Consider the following 16,540-nt stretch of genomic DNA (forward strand, 5'->3'; position numbering starts at 1 on the left):
TAGTTACTGTTACTTACTAGAAAAATTCGTTAGCAGCTTTTTCGATTGTTCAACCCAGTCTTCCCCAGTTTCGGCTTTTACCTTCGGTGGAATACCGATTTTTTCATATGGAAACCTGTTTCGAGTTCGCTGGGTGGCACTTTGCAATACAAAACCAGAAGGTGTATTAGTCAACCGAACATCTCCAAAAGCAATATAGCCTCCTGAGTTTTCTCCAAAAGTTAAAACTTTCTTACTGTTCATGGCGCTAAGTATTAGACCCTCCGCTGAGCTTGCTGTATTTCTATTATATACTACAATTATCTTTTCAGGATACTTATAGACTTTTTTTTGTTTGTAACTCGTGCTATTCACAAAAGGCCGCGCCCACCACGGAATAATTTCCTTAAAAGTCAAATACGTGCCCGCTTTTGCTTTTCGAATTTTTCGAAGCTTAATTTTAGAAAAGGCAATCGCTCCCCAGCCATATTCCTTTCTATTCCTTTTCATCTCGCTTAGGTATTCTTCATTTCTTTTGATGATCTCAGGTGAGCAATAATATTCCGTTACGCCATATTCATAAGGTTGTGTGTAAATATACTTTTCTAACAATTCCCAGCATTGGTCACTCCCACCGCCATTATTACGGATGTCGATTATAAGATTAGGTCGCTTTGCAAAGATTGGTATAGCTTTTATTAGAGCTGAGTCAATTTTTCTTTTCAGTGAACCATGAAAGCTTTTGATGTGAAGGTATGAAGTGCTGCTATCCAATACCTTAAATTGAAACCAATTTCCATCTGGTGGCAAGCTAAAGTCCTTTCTATCGGTCTTTTTAATTACCATTTCGACTGGGTATATCTTCTTTACATCTAAGATTCCAAAAACTGGATTGATGGCATCAACCGTTTTTACTTCGATAGAGTGATTTCGCATGAACAATATTGTTTGAAACCCTGAAATGGATACTCGTTTAATTTCAAACTTAACTTGACCTGCATCCCACAACTGTGTTTTACTATTAGTGATATAGCCATAGTAATCCCTAAAATCTGATTGATTGTCTTTGACTACAGCTACTTGGTATACATCGTTTTCATAAATGCCCTCAATTGGATCCAATGATAGCTCGAGGTATCTCCATGTTTTAATCGAATCATTGAGAATTCTTTCTCTACTCTTAAAAATAGAACTCTCTCTAAATTTGTTCACCTCTATTTCAGATTTCTCATCAACAGCTTTTGTGTCTTTGAAACGAATTTGTAAATGATTGTCTCGAAAGAAATTCAAATACTTCTTTAGCAAAAGAAAGCATTGCGTTTCGGGCAGATTGTTGGTTGCCTGTCCATTAAGTTCATTCTTAAGCGAATTGTATGCATCGATATTCCTATCAGTCACATTGTCTTGAAATCCAGCATAATGATTTTCAAGGTAATTAGCTGTAAAGGCCAAATCTTTTTGGCACTCACAGGTAGCATTCTGTTGTGCTCCACAAAAAAGTGAGATAGCCAATAATAAAACAGAAAAACCATATCGCACAGTATTTTTCAAATAGTTGATATTGTTAACAAAAGTAACCAACAAACGATAGCTACCAAACACTTGTCAGCACAAACTTTTTCAAAGTTTCATTTCTGTTGTATAGAAGTTGTTTCATCATCGTGATTGTATTTAAAAGGTGATCATTTCATCTTTGTGAAGGCCGCCCCGTACTGAAAATGTCAGCACGGGACGATTTTGTTTTAAGGATACGTGAGCGAACTAACGATTTTTGTAAAAGTGATGAACGAAAATCCAAAAACAATTTTTGAAAAAATCTGGGACAGCCATGTGGTAAAACGTCACGGCCAGCAGTATGATGCCTTGATGCACGTTCGTCTCAATTTTTCGGTTGTTGGCTAAAAAAAAAGCGAAAGAAAGATCGCCTGCACAATTCCCACAAAAATAAAGATAGCGAACAGGTCGATTTTATAAAACATTCATTGGGGCAGAAAGTGCAAAGTAATATATTTGAACTATGTCATCACAAATTTCAACTGCAACATTGGCCGATGCAACTGCCATCAACCTACTCGTTAACTCCGCTTATCGCGGAGAAGATTCCAAACAAGGCTGGACTACCGAGGCGGATTTACTCGATGGCACTCGTATTGATGAGGTGGCCGTTGCAGAATTAATCAGCAAGTCGGACACAATAATCTTGAAGTACTCTGAAGAAGGTAAAATACTTGGTTGCGTGGAGTTGCGAAAGGAAAAAGGCAAGCTGTATTTGGGAATGTTGTCGGTAGCACCCAACACGCAAGGCAAAGGCATTGGCAAGAAATTATTAGTGGCTGGGGAAAATCACGCAAAATTACTTGGAGTAGACACGATAATAATGACCGTGATTTCCGTTCGAAAAGAGTTAATCGATTGGTACATGCGGCATGGCTACCAACTAACGGGCGAGCGAAAGCCTTTTGTGGTTCCCGATACGAGGTGGGGCATTCCGAAGCAAGAATTGGAGTTTGTGGTGCTGGAGAAAAAAATAAATTGATTCAGTCTATCAAACTTCTTCATAAAAGTTTAATTCATTTAAGTACTTTTAAACACTAAATCAATATTTAAGATGAAATACCTTTCGATTGCCCTCACGCTATTGGTTTCGCTTTCAGGCATAGCCCAAAATTCTGATTTCCCGTCTGATTTCCTTTCCAAAGATTTCCATAAAGACCGCAGAGAAAAGCTGCGCGAAAAGTTGCCACTCAATTCAGTGGCGGTATTTTTTGCCAACCCAGTGCGCAATCGTGCTAACGATGTAGACTACGTCTATCACCAAGATCCTGACTTTTTCTACCTAACCGGCTACCGCGAACCCAACGCGGTGCTTTTTGTTTTTAAAGACAACCAAACCGCTAACAACGGAGTGGAGTACAACGAAATTGTTTTTGTACAACCTCGCAACGAAATGCGCGAGATGTGGACAGGCAGGCGGTTGGGCGATAAAGGTGTGAAAGATGTATTGGGTTTTAACCAAGCCTTTAACAACACCGATTTCAAAAAATACAATGTAAACTTTACGAAGTTCGACAAAGTATTGTTCTACGATTTCTTCAACGATGTGCGTGACGATGACCGCGACAGTGCTGACATGTACGATTTACAAGCGCAGTTTAAAGCCAAGGTAAACTTCAATCAAAAAGACAAAACAACTTTAAGTGTAGAGCCGCTCAAAAACAACATCGATCTAAAAGGATTAGAGAGCATTATGGACGACCTGCGCGGAATAAAAACAAAAGAAGAAATCGAGCTAGTCAAACGTGCTGTCCAGATTTCATGTGCCGGCCAATTGGAGGTGATGAAGGCCATGAAGCCAGGCATGAGCGAGCGTGAGGTGCAAGGCATTCATGAATTTGTATTTAAAAAATACCAAGCCGAAGATTTGGGATATCCCTCCATTGTTGGTGCGGGGCACAACGGTTGTATTCTTCACTATATAGACAACTATAAACCCAACATCAGCAATAAAGAATTAATCTTAATGGACTTGGGTGCTGAGTTCCGCGGCTACACGGCCGATATTACACGCACTATTCCTGTGAACGGAAAATTCTCCCCTGAGCAAAAACAGATTTATGAATTGGTGTTGAAAGCACAAGAAGAAGCGATGAAAATTTGCAAGCCCGGCACCACCTTCCGCGATTTAACATTGGCCACCCGCAGAATCGTAAACCAAGGGTTGTTTGAATTGGGTATCATCAAAACAGTAGACGAACGCAATTTGTATTATCCTCACGGTTGCTGCCACCATATTGGGCTAGACGTACACGACAAAGGGACGTACGATAAACTCCAAGAAAATATGATTATCACCATTGAGCCAGGTATCTACATTCCCGAAGGTGCACCCTGCGATAAAAAATGGTGGGGCATTGCAGTACGAATAGAAGATGATTATTTGATTACCAAAGATGGCTACGATCATCTATCCATACTCGCACCCCGCACCGTAAAGGATATTGAAGCAGCTATGAAATTGCCCAGTCCGTTGGATAATTTTGTATTGCCGGAGTTAAATAAAAAGTAAATTTTAATCGACAAGGTTACACAGTAACCCAATGGAGCTTACAATCTATTCTATTGGTGTATTGCTATTGCTGGTTATTGGTGAGCTTATTGGCTATTCATTTAGAAGTTTCAATCAAGTTTAAAATCAATGGAGCAACGAGCAAAATCTATCAATGCAAATTTTTATACTGCCTTTGCTATCGAAAAAGGCATGGTGGTGCTAGTGGATCTGCCGCTTCACAAAATGCCATTACGCAATAGATAAGCAATCATTTCAGCACTGCTCTTTGTTTGTGTTTTTGCAAGCAGGTCTTTCTTATAAGCATCCACGGTGTTTTTAGACAGCTTTAATTGATCACCTATTTCTTTTGCCGAAAAACCTTGACTGATTAAAAGAGCAATTTCACGCTCGCGTATAGCCAAATGCGTGGTGGGGGGCTTTTTATTTGTAAACAACTTTTCTTTTAGGGCCAATTCTTCTGGAGAAAAAAATTGCTTTCCATTTAGCACCTGCGCCAAGCAATCATCTAATTTTGGTTTGCGCAGCGAAGCTTTTGATAAAAACCCCACAACACCAGCCATCAAAAATTCTGCGATGGTGGCTTCTTCATTATAACTGCTGATGCCCACCACTTTTATGGCGGGGTAATTTTTTTTCATTACTTTAACTAGGTCGATACCACTCCCTGGCGGAAGGCGCGCATCTACCAATGCAACAGAAAGGCTATACGCTTTGCAAATGGAAAGAGCTTGTTCTTCCGAGTAGGCTGCATACACGTGCATGGAAGGAGATTCCATTAATTGAACAATAGCATCACATATCATCGGATGGTCATCTACCACCATTGCCAACACCTTTTTGCCGCCCATAAAAATATTTTTCTCAAAATTACCCATTTATGGGGGGACTTTGGTATATTTAATTGGTTGTTCTAAATGTTTTAATGCCTAAGTCGGCAGGCAAAAAAAAACAACCGTGCCAGACGGATTCTGGGAAAAACCAAAACAACACGATTATGAAAAAGCTAGAGGTTGAAAAAATGGAAGAGCTTAATGGGGGCTGGGCCTTAGTTTGCGATTTAAACTGGGGTTTGGAAGTAAGTTGGGGTGATTCTTTTTATGGATACTATTCAGTATCGAATTGCAAGTTCTATTTCTAACCTAATTTAAAGTGGCTTGGGCAAACTTAAATTGGTTTGTTCAAGCCTTTTTTTCTATGAAAATTGAAATTGTTGGAATCATTTGTTTCAGTATCGCCAGAGTTGCTTTTTGTCAAGAAATTATCATTGACAGAAAACAAGATGTCGAAAATATTATCAATAGGGATTCATTGGGAAATCTTCTTACCTTAAAACAAGTTCATGAATTACTTAAAACAGGTAAGTATATTTCCGTTCCTAGTTTGAATAGTTCAAGCCAGATTGAACGCATAATTCGGAAACCACGAAAGGAAGATGGAAATAGATACAAAACTTATGCTTATGACGATAAAATAATCTCTACAACTGGTCTTGATGCTAAGACTAAGCTTGGCCTAGGTGATTCGTTACCTCCCTTTAAAGTAAACTGCAAAGCGGGTGCATTGAAGACGCTTGAAGAATTGAAAAATGAATTTTCATTGCTCATGATAAGAGATGAATCTCAAACTACGTGGAAGGGTTCTTCACCTCACATTGAACTTTTGATTGATGATTATCCTAATGTGAACTACATCTTTTGCAATCATAATGAATCAAAAAAATTGGAATTCTATTTTTCAAGTAAATTTCAGAGGGCTCATCAAAATATTTATACAGCTGATTTCGATATCTCAAAAAATTTTCAAGGGGCGCCTTGGTATGTTTTGATAAATAAAAAAAGAAGAATTGAGATATTTATTCCGCCCTTGCCCAATGAAACAATTGCCATTCAGGCAATTAAAAAAATGCTTGATAGAACAAACCAATAGTATATCGCTGGGGTTAATCCATCGATGAGATTTCATCTGTTAATGGATTGAAGGGATGCTTCAAAAAAAGCATGAGCAAAAATGGCTTTTACAAGCAATATTTCTTTTAATATATGCCTTCAAGTTGCTACTTACAACCCTTGCGTTTTCCACAGCATTTTTTGCATGGAATAAACCAATCGATTTTATACTACTTTTCAAAGCATGCATTTTGGCGGAGGGTATTTTTCTTTTTAAAATTGTTATCAAAATTATTTGGTTTTCCTTGATTGGTTGTTTTAAATGTTTTAATGCCTTAGCCGGCAGGCAGATTAAAACAACCGCTCCAGACGGATTCTGGGAAAAATAAATAAAATTTTATGAAAAGTTTGAATGTTGAAAAAATGGAACAAATTGAAAGAGGTTGCGGCTGCTCTGGTGCAGGTATTTGCTGTGAACACTGGAATCTTGGCCGTTGGGGTGATTGGGCTGTTTGCTTTGGTTGCGATGGCACTTTCCAATACGCGGAGCCATGGTAGTACTGGTTATAGCAATAGTAATGTCTTTATAAGGTCATTACTATTGCTTAAACTGTATATTTGAACTTAACTAACTGAATGATTCAAATTGATCACATATCGTATGCATATAAAAAGACGGAAGTCCTCAAGAACGTTACATTTGATATTCCAAAAAAATCAATTTTTGGCCTTTTGGGAAAAAATGGGGCGGGGAAATCAACCCTTATTAAAATAATTCTAGGAATAATTATTCCTGACTCAGGAACTGTGAAAATAAATCAGCAACTTATTAACCAATTTAATAGGCTTCTCCTATCGCAAAAAATTGGCTCTTTAATTGAAAACGCCTCTTTATATGACTTCTTAAGCCCAATTGAAAATTTGGAATTAGCACGAAGAATTTACGGTACTGAAAAAGAGTACCTTAAGAAGTTGCTATCGGTTGTTGGTTTGGAAAACGTTTCGCGGGATAAGGTTAGTACTTTTTCGCTCGGTATGAGGCAAAGATTAGGTATCGCGCTCGCAATGATTGGTAAACCAGAGATTGTTATCCTGGATGAGCCTACTAATGGTCTTGATCCTAATGGCCTTAATGAGTTTCGGGAATTGATCCTTAAATTAAACAAGGAAAATGATACTACATTTTTGATATCAAGTCATCACCTTTCTGAATTAGAAAAGATAGCAACACACGTAGGCATAATACACAATGGTACTGCGGTACACACTTCAGAGTTGAAGGGCACTTCGGCAGGAACTCTTGATAAAATATATTTTGATTTGGTAAAGGGATAAATTTAGATGCTACTATTTATTGCTCTCAAAAATGAATTTACCAAGTGCGCTAAATCTCCCTTTTCATTTTTATTAATTTTTAGTTTGGCAGTCCCATCATTCATAGTATTTGCATTCATCTACATAATGCCGTATGACGAATTTCTCCAGCGCATTCAAAGCGCGGGTAATGATCCTAACCCGTATAACTATATTTATAAATGGTTTCAGATTCTTTTTAAATTTCTTTTAGTGCCATACTATTCAATTTTTCTAGTCTGGTTTTTTGAAATTGAAAGGAAAGCAAAAGGATGGAAATTCCTTAACACACTACCTTTAAGGTTTTCCGATTTAATCTACTCAAAACTAATCCTAGTAATTTCCTATTTATTTTTATCCATATTAATTTCTGCGTTTTCCCTATTCCTTGTGAGTCTGGTTTTAGGGAATTTAAAAACGGATTGGCCTTTTTCTCACTATCAGATGTTTGATTTGAAAACTCTGTCTATAGTTTTCGGGGGAGTGTTTTTGCTATCAATTCCATTGATAATTGTTTTATTTATGATTGTCCTATTAGTTGATAGCCCAGGCCTTATAATAATTGGGGCAATTTCAATAGGATCTATAATTATTCCCTATAACCCCTTTCAGTATTATAGCTATGGAGTTAAATCATATTGGTCTTTGCAATTAGGAACTGGTGTTGATCTAACTATTTACCTTCAATCAATAATAATTTCCCTTGTATTACTATTAGGTTTAAAATTCTACAATAATAAAATATATCAGGCCTTAAATTAGTTCGCATGAAGCTTCTTTGGTTAATACAGAATGATTTATTCAAAATCAGCAAGCAAAAGAAGTTCATTTACCTATTAATTTCAATTATTCTTTCTCTACTCCTATCATGGCTAATTCTTTCAAAAAAGTATGTTCTTCTTCAGTTTAGTAAAGCAGCTAATGAAAGCAATTTGTTTACGTCATTTTATGTTGGGAAATATCTATTTGTCTGTTCCATTGGATTGATTGGTTTAAACTTGGCCTTGGTTTTTTTATATCAACTGGAGAAGAAAAATAATACCTGGAAATACTTACTCACGTTACCTGTTCCTTACCATTTCCACATAATGTCGAAATTGTTTTCATCCTTTGTGATAAACCTTATTGTTGTAATGGCTATCTTTTTAATTGCGGCATTGGAAGCATTAATACTTCCATTATCTGTAAATTCTACTGAGTACATGAGTGCACTTTTAGTGTTACTTTGTTTTATGTGTAAGTTTTTTCTTCTTTCTTTATCTGCGTCCGCCTTTCATTTAATGCTGCATTTTTTTAGTAGCAATCAAGCACTATTAATTTTAATAAGTGTAATTATGCCAATTGCCTGTCTATTTGACTTTTTGAGTTTTTTGCCTTACGGTTGGCCTAATGAAAATTTTTGGCTAAGTATTAAAGTTAAATATAATCATGGTATTTGGGGACCAATCGTTGGGGAATATGAGAAGTTAAGTATGCTTGTAGTTCTTGTAACTATTACTTTGGTCTATTATTTAAGGCATACGATCTTTGTGTACTCGAAATTCTACAAGTAATATGGAATCAGCTGAATTAACTCAATCTAACAATCATCTGTGGGAAAAAATTTTAATAGTAATCCTATTTTTATCTTGTAATTGCTTTTGTGAGCAATGAACTAATACTTACAGAGGAAATGTATTTCGATTTTTATGATGGTCAGATAGAGGCAGATAAAGTAGATTCAGTTATTCATAAAACGCGGGGTTCTAATATAATAACTACAAAAAACTGACCATTGGAGAGTTGGTTGCTTTGTTGGGGATTGCGGGCAATATCATTCCTTCTGTTAACCGCTTGGTTGTTTCCAACATACAAATCCAAGAAGCTCTGGTAGCGTTTGATCGGATGTTTGAGTTTACAGCTATGGAGAGGCAAAGCACTACCGGGGAATTTTTGGAAATTCAATTGGAAGAATTATCGATTGACCATGTATCATTTCGTTTCCCCGGAAGGAAACAGATATTGAAAGCTGTCTCATTGAAAATCAAAAAAGGAGAAATGGTTGCTTTACTGGGCGAAAGCGGTGGAGGTAAAAGCACGATGATGCAAATTGTTCAAAAATTCTATGCACCAGAAGCGGGCACGATCAAAGTAAACGAGCAAAGTCTAGAATCTATCGACACCTTTGCTTGGCGTTCGGGCATCGGTTGCGTACCACAAGAAATCAAAATTTTCAATGGCAACTTACTTTACAACATTACGATTAGCGATCAGCCTGAGGATTATCAGCGTGCAGTTCAATTCTGCCAAGAAAAAGGTTTTTTGAAATTCTTCAGCGAATTTCCACAGGGCTACATGACTTTATTGGGCGAAGAGGGCATCAACATTTCGGGTGGACAAAAACAGTTGGTGGCATTGGCAAGAGCATTGTTTAAAAAACCACAGTTGCTTTTACTTGATGAGGCCACTGCCGCCATGGACAAAGAAACCGAGTCGTTCATTCTATCCATCCTGCAAAAAGAAAAAACAGCCATGGCTATATTGATGGTAACACACAGGCATAAAACAGCCGAGGTTTGTGATCGGGTATTTCGATTGGAGAAAGGGGAAATTATAACGCATAAAGTTTTATCAACCAGCACAGATTCTTAAACGCTCAATGATTCTAATATCTGCAATATCTTATAATCCGCCCCCAGAACCTTGTATGCCATCCTTGCTTTAGTCTGTCAAAATGATAATTTTGTATTGTCGGTTTTAGGCAAAGAGAAAAAGAACTAAGCTAGTTTTATGCAGTCTAATTTTTTAACCACTGCCCTATTGCCCATAGCGCTTGGCATCATCATGCTGGGGTTAGGGCTAACACTTTCACTAAGCGATTTCAAAAGAATTATCAAGTATCCGAAGGCTGTAACCATTGCGTTGGCTTGCCAAATGGTTTTGCTACCGGCCATCTGTTTTTTTGTGGCAAAAATTTTTGGTTTAGAGCCAGCCCTTGCGGTTGGATTGATGTTGTTGGCAGCATCTCCGGGTGGAGCAACTGCTAACTTATACAGCCATCTCTCGGATGGTGATGTAGCACTTAATATTACACTCACCGCAGTCAATAGTTTGCTTACATTATTCACCTTACCTTTGGTTGTTAATTTTTCACTCGCACACTTCATGACATCCGATCAATATGTGCCGATGCAATTTGCGAAAATAGTGGAAGTATTTATGATCGTGTTATTGCCTGTAACAGTGGGCATGCTTGTAAAAAGTAAAGCGCCTTCTTTTGCCACAAAAATGGATAAGCCCGTAAAAATTCTATCGGCTGTGTTTTTGGTGTTGATAATTGTGGTGGCTGTCTATCGCGAGCGCGCTATCCTCATTACCCATTTTGGCGAGATTGGATTTCCAGTATTAGTATTCAATCTGTTGAGCATGGGTTTGGGCTATTATTTACCGCAAGTGTGGCGCGTAGAAAAGAAACAAGCCGTTGCCATTGGCATGGAAATCGGGATTCATAACGGCACATTGGCCATCTTCATTGCACTCAGTGTATTAAATAATTCATTAATGAGTGTACCCGCAGCACTCTATAGCATCCTTATGTTTTTCACGGCTGCACTATTTGGATACCTAGTGAAACGCAACAAATTTTGATGTTATTCATTATGGAGACAGCTTCATAAAATATGGAAGCTGCGCCTAGCATCGTGCCTTCATTACATTGGATACATCACCAAACAAAAGTACCCACTGCGGAAGCGGGCAATTCAGTGGATGCGGTTTTTCCTGCAAATCGGATTGAAAATTTTTGTGCTTGGTCGGTATCGTTTAAAACAATCAAAACTTTTTGGCCATTGGTTGTTTGGAATGCTACGTTTGGCAAACTAGTTAGAGAAGTAGATTCAATGCGCACCGAGTTAGGGCTCACGAACTTTGAAGCGTGGCCAATGATGTAATACGAAACATTTCTTTTGATGGAATCACCAATCGTTAATGCCCCTAAGCATTCCGTGCAGCCACCGGCATCGGTATGGGGATTTTGATTTTCGTCAGCAGCCAAATTCCATTCCAACACATTCCGGCTCCAGTTGCGGGTGGCACCAATAATCAAATTTTTGGTGTGCCAACGAAGATCACTTCCAAACTCTCCCTTCGACCAAGTCCACTGCTCGGTAAAATAAATGTTACGATCAGGATGCGCCACCTGCACTTGTGAAAGCACATCGATGTTCCCCAGATAAAGGTGAAAGGCCGATCCGTCAATAAACTTCTTTGCTTCAGAGTCATTCAGAATCGATATTGGATAATTGGGATGGTCGCAATTGTGGTCGAAGATTACAATCTTGGTTTTTATTCCATTGGTTTGAAAAGCAGGACCGAGATGTTTTTTTACAAAGATCTTTTGCTCCTCCGCGGTCATCACCATGCTCGGATTGTTATTTGGATTTTCGGGCTCGTTCTGAATTCTTGAACAACAAACCTATTACGATAGCTTTAATTGGTAGGTCATATTCAATCACAGATCAGCAAATTTCTGATGTCGATTTGACTAAATTAGTTGATGACACCGGATCTTTTACAATAAGTAGAGCTGATTTACAAAGGTTTCCATCTGACTGTAGTTTTGATATAATCTTAGCAAGAGGAAATCAGCAGGTTATCAATAATAATACTGTGGTTTCTCTTTACAATTCTGATTTGGTTTCTTCACGAATGGCGATTGAATAGATTTGATTTTAAAACTAAAAAAAGGCTGCCGATTCTGGCTGCCTTTTTTTGTAGTTTTAGGTCAAAATTTTTTCCTCGCATTTTCTATTTTTAGATGATGAAAACAAACAAAGTTCTTTACGCTATTTTATTATGCTTATCGTGCCTTAAATCTTTTTCTCAGCAAAATGATGTTCAAGCTGCATTGTTTAACGTTGGCACTGGAGGGCTCATCGGTGGAATAGGTTCGATGATTAACAAAAAACCAAATGAGAAACTTACAAAGCTTTTCCTCCGTGGATTTGCAAAGGGGGCTACTGGTGGATTATTGGTCTATGGAAGCAAGAAGCTAATCTATCAGTACGGTGATATTGAAAACCCATCAATTGCGTGGGGATCAAAGCTGATGAATGCCGCAGGTATGTCAATTATCGAAAATGCAGCAAGTAATAATAAATTTTTAAAAACTTGGCACTTAAACTTCGGGTTCAATAGATTGGAAATTGATATTGAAACCCGGGTTAAATTTCGATACAAAGTAATGCCTTATGCGTTATATGGATTTATTTATTGCTTTTCTCGAGGGAATCTGAGTTTTTCTGAAACGTTTAAATTGGGGCACCCAATTTTCTTTACTGATTCACTAAAGATAAATACCTATTCAAGCGAACTTGCTGGTACAACTTTGACAAATTCAATACTAATGAGCGATAAGTATTATAGCTCTAAACAAATTTCACACGAAATCATACATGTATTACAGTTTGAAGCGTTTGGATCATTGAATACCTTTTTTGACAAACCTCGGAATGAACTTTTTATGAAAGAATATAAGGTGATTAAATTTTACAAAAAATGGATCTACACCGATGCAACAAATTCCATTTTTAGTGGCCTTTATTTGTTAAATGTTGATAACTCCTGTTTTTTAAATAATTCATTTGAAGCCGAAGCCAATTTCTATTCATTTAAGTGGAAATGCAATTGATGTTATAGAAACAAAGTCTGTTTTACCAAGCCCAATAATTACTATTCTTGTATCGAAGCCACTCCCAACACCTTCCAATCACTGTTTTGGATATAAACTACCAGTACATACTTCTTTTCATTCCAATGCGAGACTGCGATTTCCAATTCGCCTTTTTCCTTTAGCGGAAAGCTGCTAAACCATTTCACCACATTGTCATGATGAAGTTTGCGCCATGAATTTTCACCGCGGGGAACATAATTCTCAAGTGATTTTTCTACGATGGCAAGATTGATTACATCACCTTTTTCAATCTTGGAGTGAGGAGCAATGGAATAGTTCACTTTCAATTTTCCATTGGCATACGAACGTCCACCGATTGCTATTTGATACTCGGAAGGTTGGTTCAATGCTTTGGTAATCGCACGCTCCGAAGCATTTTTATTGGCGCCCACAAATTCATCTGTTCCGTTCACGATCATTTGGGGGGTATAGATAGACGACAAATCCTAGTTGCTCCGAATATTTTCGCTGCTGCTCCGTAAATGCTTTGCTGCTATAAGTATCTTTCCAGCCAATGTAATTCCAATAATCAACATGAAAAGACAGACCGTATACAGGCTGCCCTTCTTTAGCTGCTTTTTGCAATATTTCAGTCAGGTTTTTATCGGCTGCGGGGCAACTGGAACAGCCTTGCGAAGTAAATAATTCAATGATGACCGGATTTTGTTGCGCCCTAAGCGTGGTGCTCGCCAAAATCATAGCGAATAGAAGTTTCTTTGTCATGCTTGGTAAACGAAGATCGTGGACACTCAGTTTGTCAACGAGGCGACAACACTACTATTTCAAACTTACTCACCAAATAAAAGTACCCACAGCAGAGGCGGGCAGTTCAGTGGATGCGGTTTTTCCTGCAAATCGGATTGAAAATTTTTGTGCTTGGTCGGTATCGTTTAAAACAATCAAAACTTTTTGGCCATTGGTTGTTTGGAATGCTACGTTTGGCAAACTAGTTAGAGAAGTAGATTCAATGCGCACCGAGTTAGGGCTCACGAACTTTGAAGCGTGGCCAATGATGTAATACGAAACATTTCTTTTGATGGAATCACCAATCGTTAATGCCCCTAAGCATTCCGTACAGCCACCGGCATCGGTATGGGGATTTTGATTTTCATCAGCAGCCAAATTCCATTCCAACATATTCCGGCTCCAGTTGCGGGTGGCACCAATAATCAAATTTTTGGTGTGCCATCTAAGATCACCTCCAAACTCTCCTTTCGACCAAGTCCACTGCTCGGTAAAATAAATGTTACGATCAGGATGCGCCACCTGTACTTGTGAAAGCACATCGATGTTCCCCAAATAAAGGTGAAAGGCCGATCCGTCAATAAACTTCTTTGCTTCAGAGTCATTCAGAATCGATATTGGATAATTGGGATGGTCGCAATTGTGGTCGAAGATTACAATCTTGGTTTTTATTCCATTAGTTTGAAAAGCGGGTCCGAGATGTTTTTTTACAAAGATCTTTTGCTCCTCCGCGGTCATCACCATGCTCGGATTGTTATTTGGATTTTCGGGTTCGTTCTGAATTGTTATAGCATCTATGATGATGCCCTCCTTCGCCATACCCTGAAGGTACCTTACAAAGTACTGCGCATATACTTCATAGTAGGCAGTTGCAAGGCTTCCGCCCTTCAAGCTTTGGTTGGTCTTCATCCAAGCTGGTGCCGACCACGGGCTAGCCATTATTTCTATTGCCGGGTTAATGGCAATTATTTGCTTTAACAATGGAATCAGGTTCTTTCTATCTTCCTCAAGACTAAACTGATTCAGCTGGATATCAACTTTGCCTGTTGGCATATCATTGTAGGTAAACACATGTTCATCTAAATCGGATGAGCCAATACTTATTCTGATATAGCTAACGCCTATTCCGGTTCCCTCCTTTAGAAACAACTCCTTCAACAACTCTTCCCTTTTGGCTGGGGAAAGTTTTTGGTTGATTAAATAGGCGCTGCCACCCGTAAGGGCAAATCCAAACCCGTCAATGGATTGAAACCGTTGAGCGGTATCCACCTCAATGACTTCGGTGAAAACAGAATCGGAATCAAACGAAAGGGGAATTGATTGTTTGGTCAACAAAGATTTTTGATCCCTGGTGGTGATCCATGCTGAAACTTCTCCCCCATCCGATATTGCTTGCCGCTCCTTCAAAGGACTGCAAGACAAACCGTATACCAACAGGAATGCAAGTAAAGATAAATTTTTCACAGTAAGATTTATCAAATTAGGGCGTATTCACCTCATGAAATCCTCCCTCAGCATTATCCGTCCAACTCATGGGATAATTTGAATCCACAAATGCCAACGAATCTTCTGTTAAATACAACGGGCGAAAGGTGTCCACCATCACAGCCAACTCGTGTGTCTCCTTTGCGCCAATACTTTTTTCTACCGTACCAGGGTGTGGGCCATGGGGTAATCCTCCCGGATGCAACGTGAACGAGCCGCGCTCGATCCCTCTCCTACTCATAAAATTTCCTTCGGCATAGTAGAGCACCTCATCGCTATCGATGTTACTGTGATTGTACGGAGCAGGAATCGCCAACGGATGATAATCAAACAACCGCGGCACAAACGAGCAGATTACAAAATTGTGCGATTGAAACGTTTGGTGTACTGGCGGTGGCTGGTGCAAACGACCGGTGATGGGTTCAAAATCATGAATGGAAAAAGCATACGGCCAAAGAAAACCATCCCATCCTACTAAATCGAGCGGGCTATAATCATACACGTATTGATGCAAGTAGCCTTGCTTTTTTATCTTCATCAAAAACTCTCCGCGCGAGCTATCGGTAATCAATTCATGTGGGGGGCGAATGTCGCGCTCACAGTAAGGTGAATGCTCCAGTAACTGACCCAGTTGATTGCGATAGCGCTTTACCGTTTCCAAAGGAGAAGCGGATTCAATAATCAACAAACGTAATGGCCCTTCTTCAAATTCCAGTTTATAAATCACCGTGCGCGGGATCACCACATAATCCCCTTTGCGTATTTCCAATTTTCCAAACTGCGAGAACAACACCCCATTGCCATCGTGAATAAACAGCACTTCGTCACCTTCTGCATTTTTATAGAAGTAGTCCATTTTGCGTTGCTGGGGCGAGCAAATGGAAATCGAGCAATCGGCATTGGCCAACAATACTTTGCGCGCTTCTAAAAAGTCATTGCCCGTGGTGGTTACTTTTGAGGTGTTCAGATGCGTTTGCCGAAGCGAATAATCTTTGATGATTTGTGGGCCATACTTCACCGGTTCCTTCACCGTCTTGATTCGCGTTGGCGGATAGATATGATACAACGTAGAGTAAATGCTGGAAAAGCCTTCAGAGCTGACCAACTCTTCTTTGTACAAACTCCCATCGGGTTGACGAAATTGTATATGGCGCTTGGGGGGTATTTTACCTAGTCGGTGGTAGTACATATCGTTTCAAAAATTTTTCGCAACGAAATTACTGATTAATACTTGAAGTTAGAAGCGAAAACAAACTGATATTGATAATCTCTAAATGGCTTACTTTAACATTGGTTTAACAACTCGTTTGAAAG

At 38.8% G+C, this 16,540-nt stretch carries 21 protein-coding genes; 14 read left to right on the forward strand and 7 right to left on the reverse strand.

What is annotated here, in order from left to right:
* Window positions 1-9: 9 nt before the first annotated feature.
* Window positions 10-1,530 (reverse strand): hypothetical protein, encoded by a 1,521-nt coding sequence (locus KA713_11750; GenBank protein ID UXE65165.1) that lies wholly within the window; start codon window positions 1,528-1,530, stop codon window positions 10-12.
* Between the two features lie 201 nt (window positions 1,531-1,731).
* On the opposite strand from KA713_11750, the gene KA713_11755 reads away from it, so the two are divergent.
* From KA713_11755 to KA713_11765, 3 genes are all read left to right on the forward strand, one after another.
* On the forward strand, window positions 1,732-1,881 hold the full coding sequence (locus KA713_11755) for a hypothetical protein (protein ID UXE65166.1): 150 nt from the start codon (window positions 1,732-1,734) through the stop codon (window positions 1,879-1,881).
* 115 nt (window positions 1,882-1,996) lie between these two features.
* Window positions 1,997-2,515: a GNAT family N-acetyltransferase gene (locus tag KA713_11760; protein UXE65167.1), complete on the forward strand. Its 519-nt coding sequence runs from the start codon at window positions 1,997-1,999 to the stop codon at window positions 2,513-2,515.
* Window positions 2,516-2,587: 72 nt separating this feature from the next.
* Window positions 2,588-4,045 (forward strand): aminopeptidase P family protein, encoded by a 1,458-nt coding sequence (locus tag KA713_11765; GenBank protein UXE65168.1) that lies wholly within the window; start codon window positions 2,588-2,590, stop codon window positions 4,043-4,045.
* Window positions 4,046-4,263: 218 nt separating this feature from the next.
* Here KA713_11765 and KA713_11770 read toward each other — a convergent pair whose 3' ends face one another.
* Window positions 4,264-4,923 carry a response regulator transcription factor gene (locus KA713_11770; protein UXE65169.1) on the reverse strand — a complete coding sequence of 220 codons (660 nt, stop codon included), beginning with the start codon at window positions 4,921-4,923 and terminating at the stop codon, window positions 4,264-4,266.
* Window positions 4,924-5,042: 119 nt separating this feature from the next.
* Here KA713_11770 and KA713_11775 point away from each other — a divergent pair, with 119 nt between their 5' ends.
* The 9 genes from KA713_11775 (at window position 5,043) to KA713_11815 (ending at window position 10,914) form a co-directional block, all read left to right on the forward strand.
* Entirely contained in the window at window positions 5,043-5,186 is a 144-nt protein-coding gene (locus KA713_11775) for a hypothetical protein (GenBank protein ID UXE65170.1), read from the forward strand.
* 11 nt (window positions 5,187-5,197) lie between these two features.
* Window positions 5,198-5,974 (forward strand): hypothetical protein, encoded by a 777-nt coding sequence (locus KA713_11780; protein UXE65171.1) that lies wholly within the window; start codon window positions 5,198-5,200, stop codon window positions 5,972-5,974.
* 55 nt (window positions 5,975-6,029) lie between these two features.
* Complete coding sequence (locus KA713_11785; protein ID UXE65172.1) at window positions 6,030-6,323, forward strand: hypothetical protein; 294 nt, start codon at window positions 6,030-6,032, stop codon at window positions 6,321-6,323.
* Window positions 6,324-6,333: 10 nt separating this feature from the next.
* Window positions 6,334-6,492 (forward strand): hypothetical protein, encoded by a 159-nt coding sequence (locus tag KA713_11790; protein UXE65173.1) that lies wholly within the window; start codon window positions 6,334-6,336, stop codon window positions 6,490-6,492.
* Between the two features lie 78 nt (window positions 6,493-6,570).
* Window positions 6,571-7,269: an ATP-binding cassette domain-containing protein gene (locus KA713_11795; protein ID UXE65174.1), complete on the forward strand. Its 699-nt coding sequence runs from the start codon at window positions 6,571-6,573 to the stop codon at window positions 7,267-7,269.
* 6 nt (window positions 7,270-7,275) lie between these two features.
* A complete protein-coding gene (locus KA713_11800; protein UXE65175.1) occupies window positions 7,276-8,049 on the forward strand; it encodes an ABC transporter permease in 774 nt (257 codons plus the stop codon).
* Window positions 8,050-8,054: 5 nt separating this feature from the next.
* On the forward strand, window positions 8,055-8,840 hold the full coding sequence (locus tag KA713_11805; GenBank protein UXE65176.1) for an ABC transporter permease: 786 nt from the start codon (window positions 8,055-8,057) through the stop codon (window positions 8,838-8,840).
* A 229-nt stretch (window positions 8,841-9,069) separates the two neighbouring features.
* Window positions 9,070-9,918 carry an ATP-binding cassette domain-containing protein gene (locus KA713_11810; protein ID UXE65177.1) on the forward strand — a complete coding sequence of 283 codons (849 nt, stop codon included), beginning with the start codon at window positions 9,070-9,072 and terminating at the stop codon, window positions 9,916-9,918.
* A 138-nt stretch (window positions 9,919-10,056) separates the two neighbouring features.
* Window positions 10,057-10,914 (forward strand): bile acid:sodium symporter family protein, encoded by an 858-nt coding sequence (locus tag KA713_11815; GenBank protein ID UXE65178.1) that lies wholly within the window; start codon window positions 10,057-10,059, stop codon window positions 10,912-10,914.
* Window positions 10,915-10,990: 76 nt separating this feature from the next.
* Here the strand turns inward: KA713_11815 and KA713_11820 are convergent, their stop codons facing one another.
* Entirely contained in the window at window positions 10,991-11,686 is a 696-nt protein-coding gene (locus KA713_11820; protein ID UXE65179.1) for a hypothetical protein, read from the reverse strand.
* 41 nt (window positions 11,687-11,727) lie between these two features.
* On the opposite strand from KA713_11820, the gene KA713_11825 reads away from it, so the two are divergent.
* Both KA713_11825 and KA713_11830 read left to right on the forward strand, forming a co-directional pair.
* Entirely contained in the window at window positions 11,728-11,988 is a 261-nt protein-coding gene (locus KA713_11825) for a hypothetical protein (GenBank protein UXE65180.1), read from the forward strand.
* A 97-nt stretch (window positions 11,989-12,085) separates the two neighbouring features.
* On the forward strand, window positions 12,086-12,955 hold the full coding sequence (locus KA713_11830; GenBank protein ID UXE65181.1) for a hypothetical protein: 870 nt from the start codon (window positions 12,086-12,088) through the stop codon (window positions 12,953-12,955).
* A gap of 41 nt (window positions 12,956-12,996) precedes the next feature.
* Here KA713_11830 and KA713_11835 read toward each other — a convergent pair whose 3' ends face one another.
* The 4 genes from KA713_11835 to KA713_11850 form a co-directional block, all read right to left on the reverse strand.
* Window positions 12,997-13,416, reverse strand: a complete 420-nt coding sequence (locus KA713_11835; protein UXE65182.1) for a DUF1223 domain-containing protein — start codon at window positions 13,414-13,416, stop codon at window positions 12,997-12,999.
* Entirely contained in the window at window positions 13,394-13,720 is a 327-nt protein-coding gene (locus KA713_11840) for a DUF1223 domain-containing protein (protein ID UXE65183.1), read from the reverse strand. The genes KA713_11835 and KA713_11840 overlap by 23 nt, the downstream gene beginning before the upstream one ends.
* Before the next feature lie 69 nt (window positions 13,721-13,789).
* Entirely contained in the window at window positions 13,790-15,205 is a 1,416-nt protein-coding gene (locus KA713_11845) for a glucosylceramidase (protein UXE65184.1), read from the reverse strand.
* Between the two features lie 16 nt (window positions 15,206-15,221).
* Window positions 15,222-16,415 (reverse strand): homogentisate 1,2-dioxygenase, encoded by a 1,194-nt coding sequence (locus KA713_11850; protein UXE65185.1) that lies wholly within the window; start codon window positions 16,413-16,415, stop codon window positions 15,222-15,224.
* Between the last annotated feature and the right edge of the window lie 125 nt (window positions 16,416-16,540).

Source organism: Chryseotalea sp. WA131a (assembly GCA_025370075.1).
Lineage (GTDB): Bacteria > Bacteroidota > Bacteroidia > Cytophagales > Cyclobacteriaceae > ELB16-189.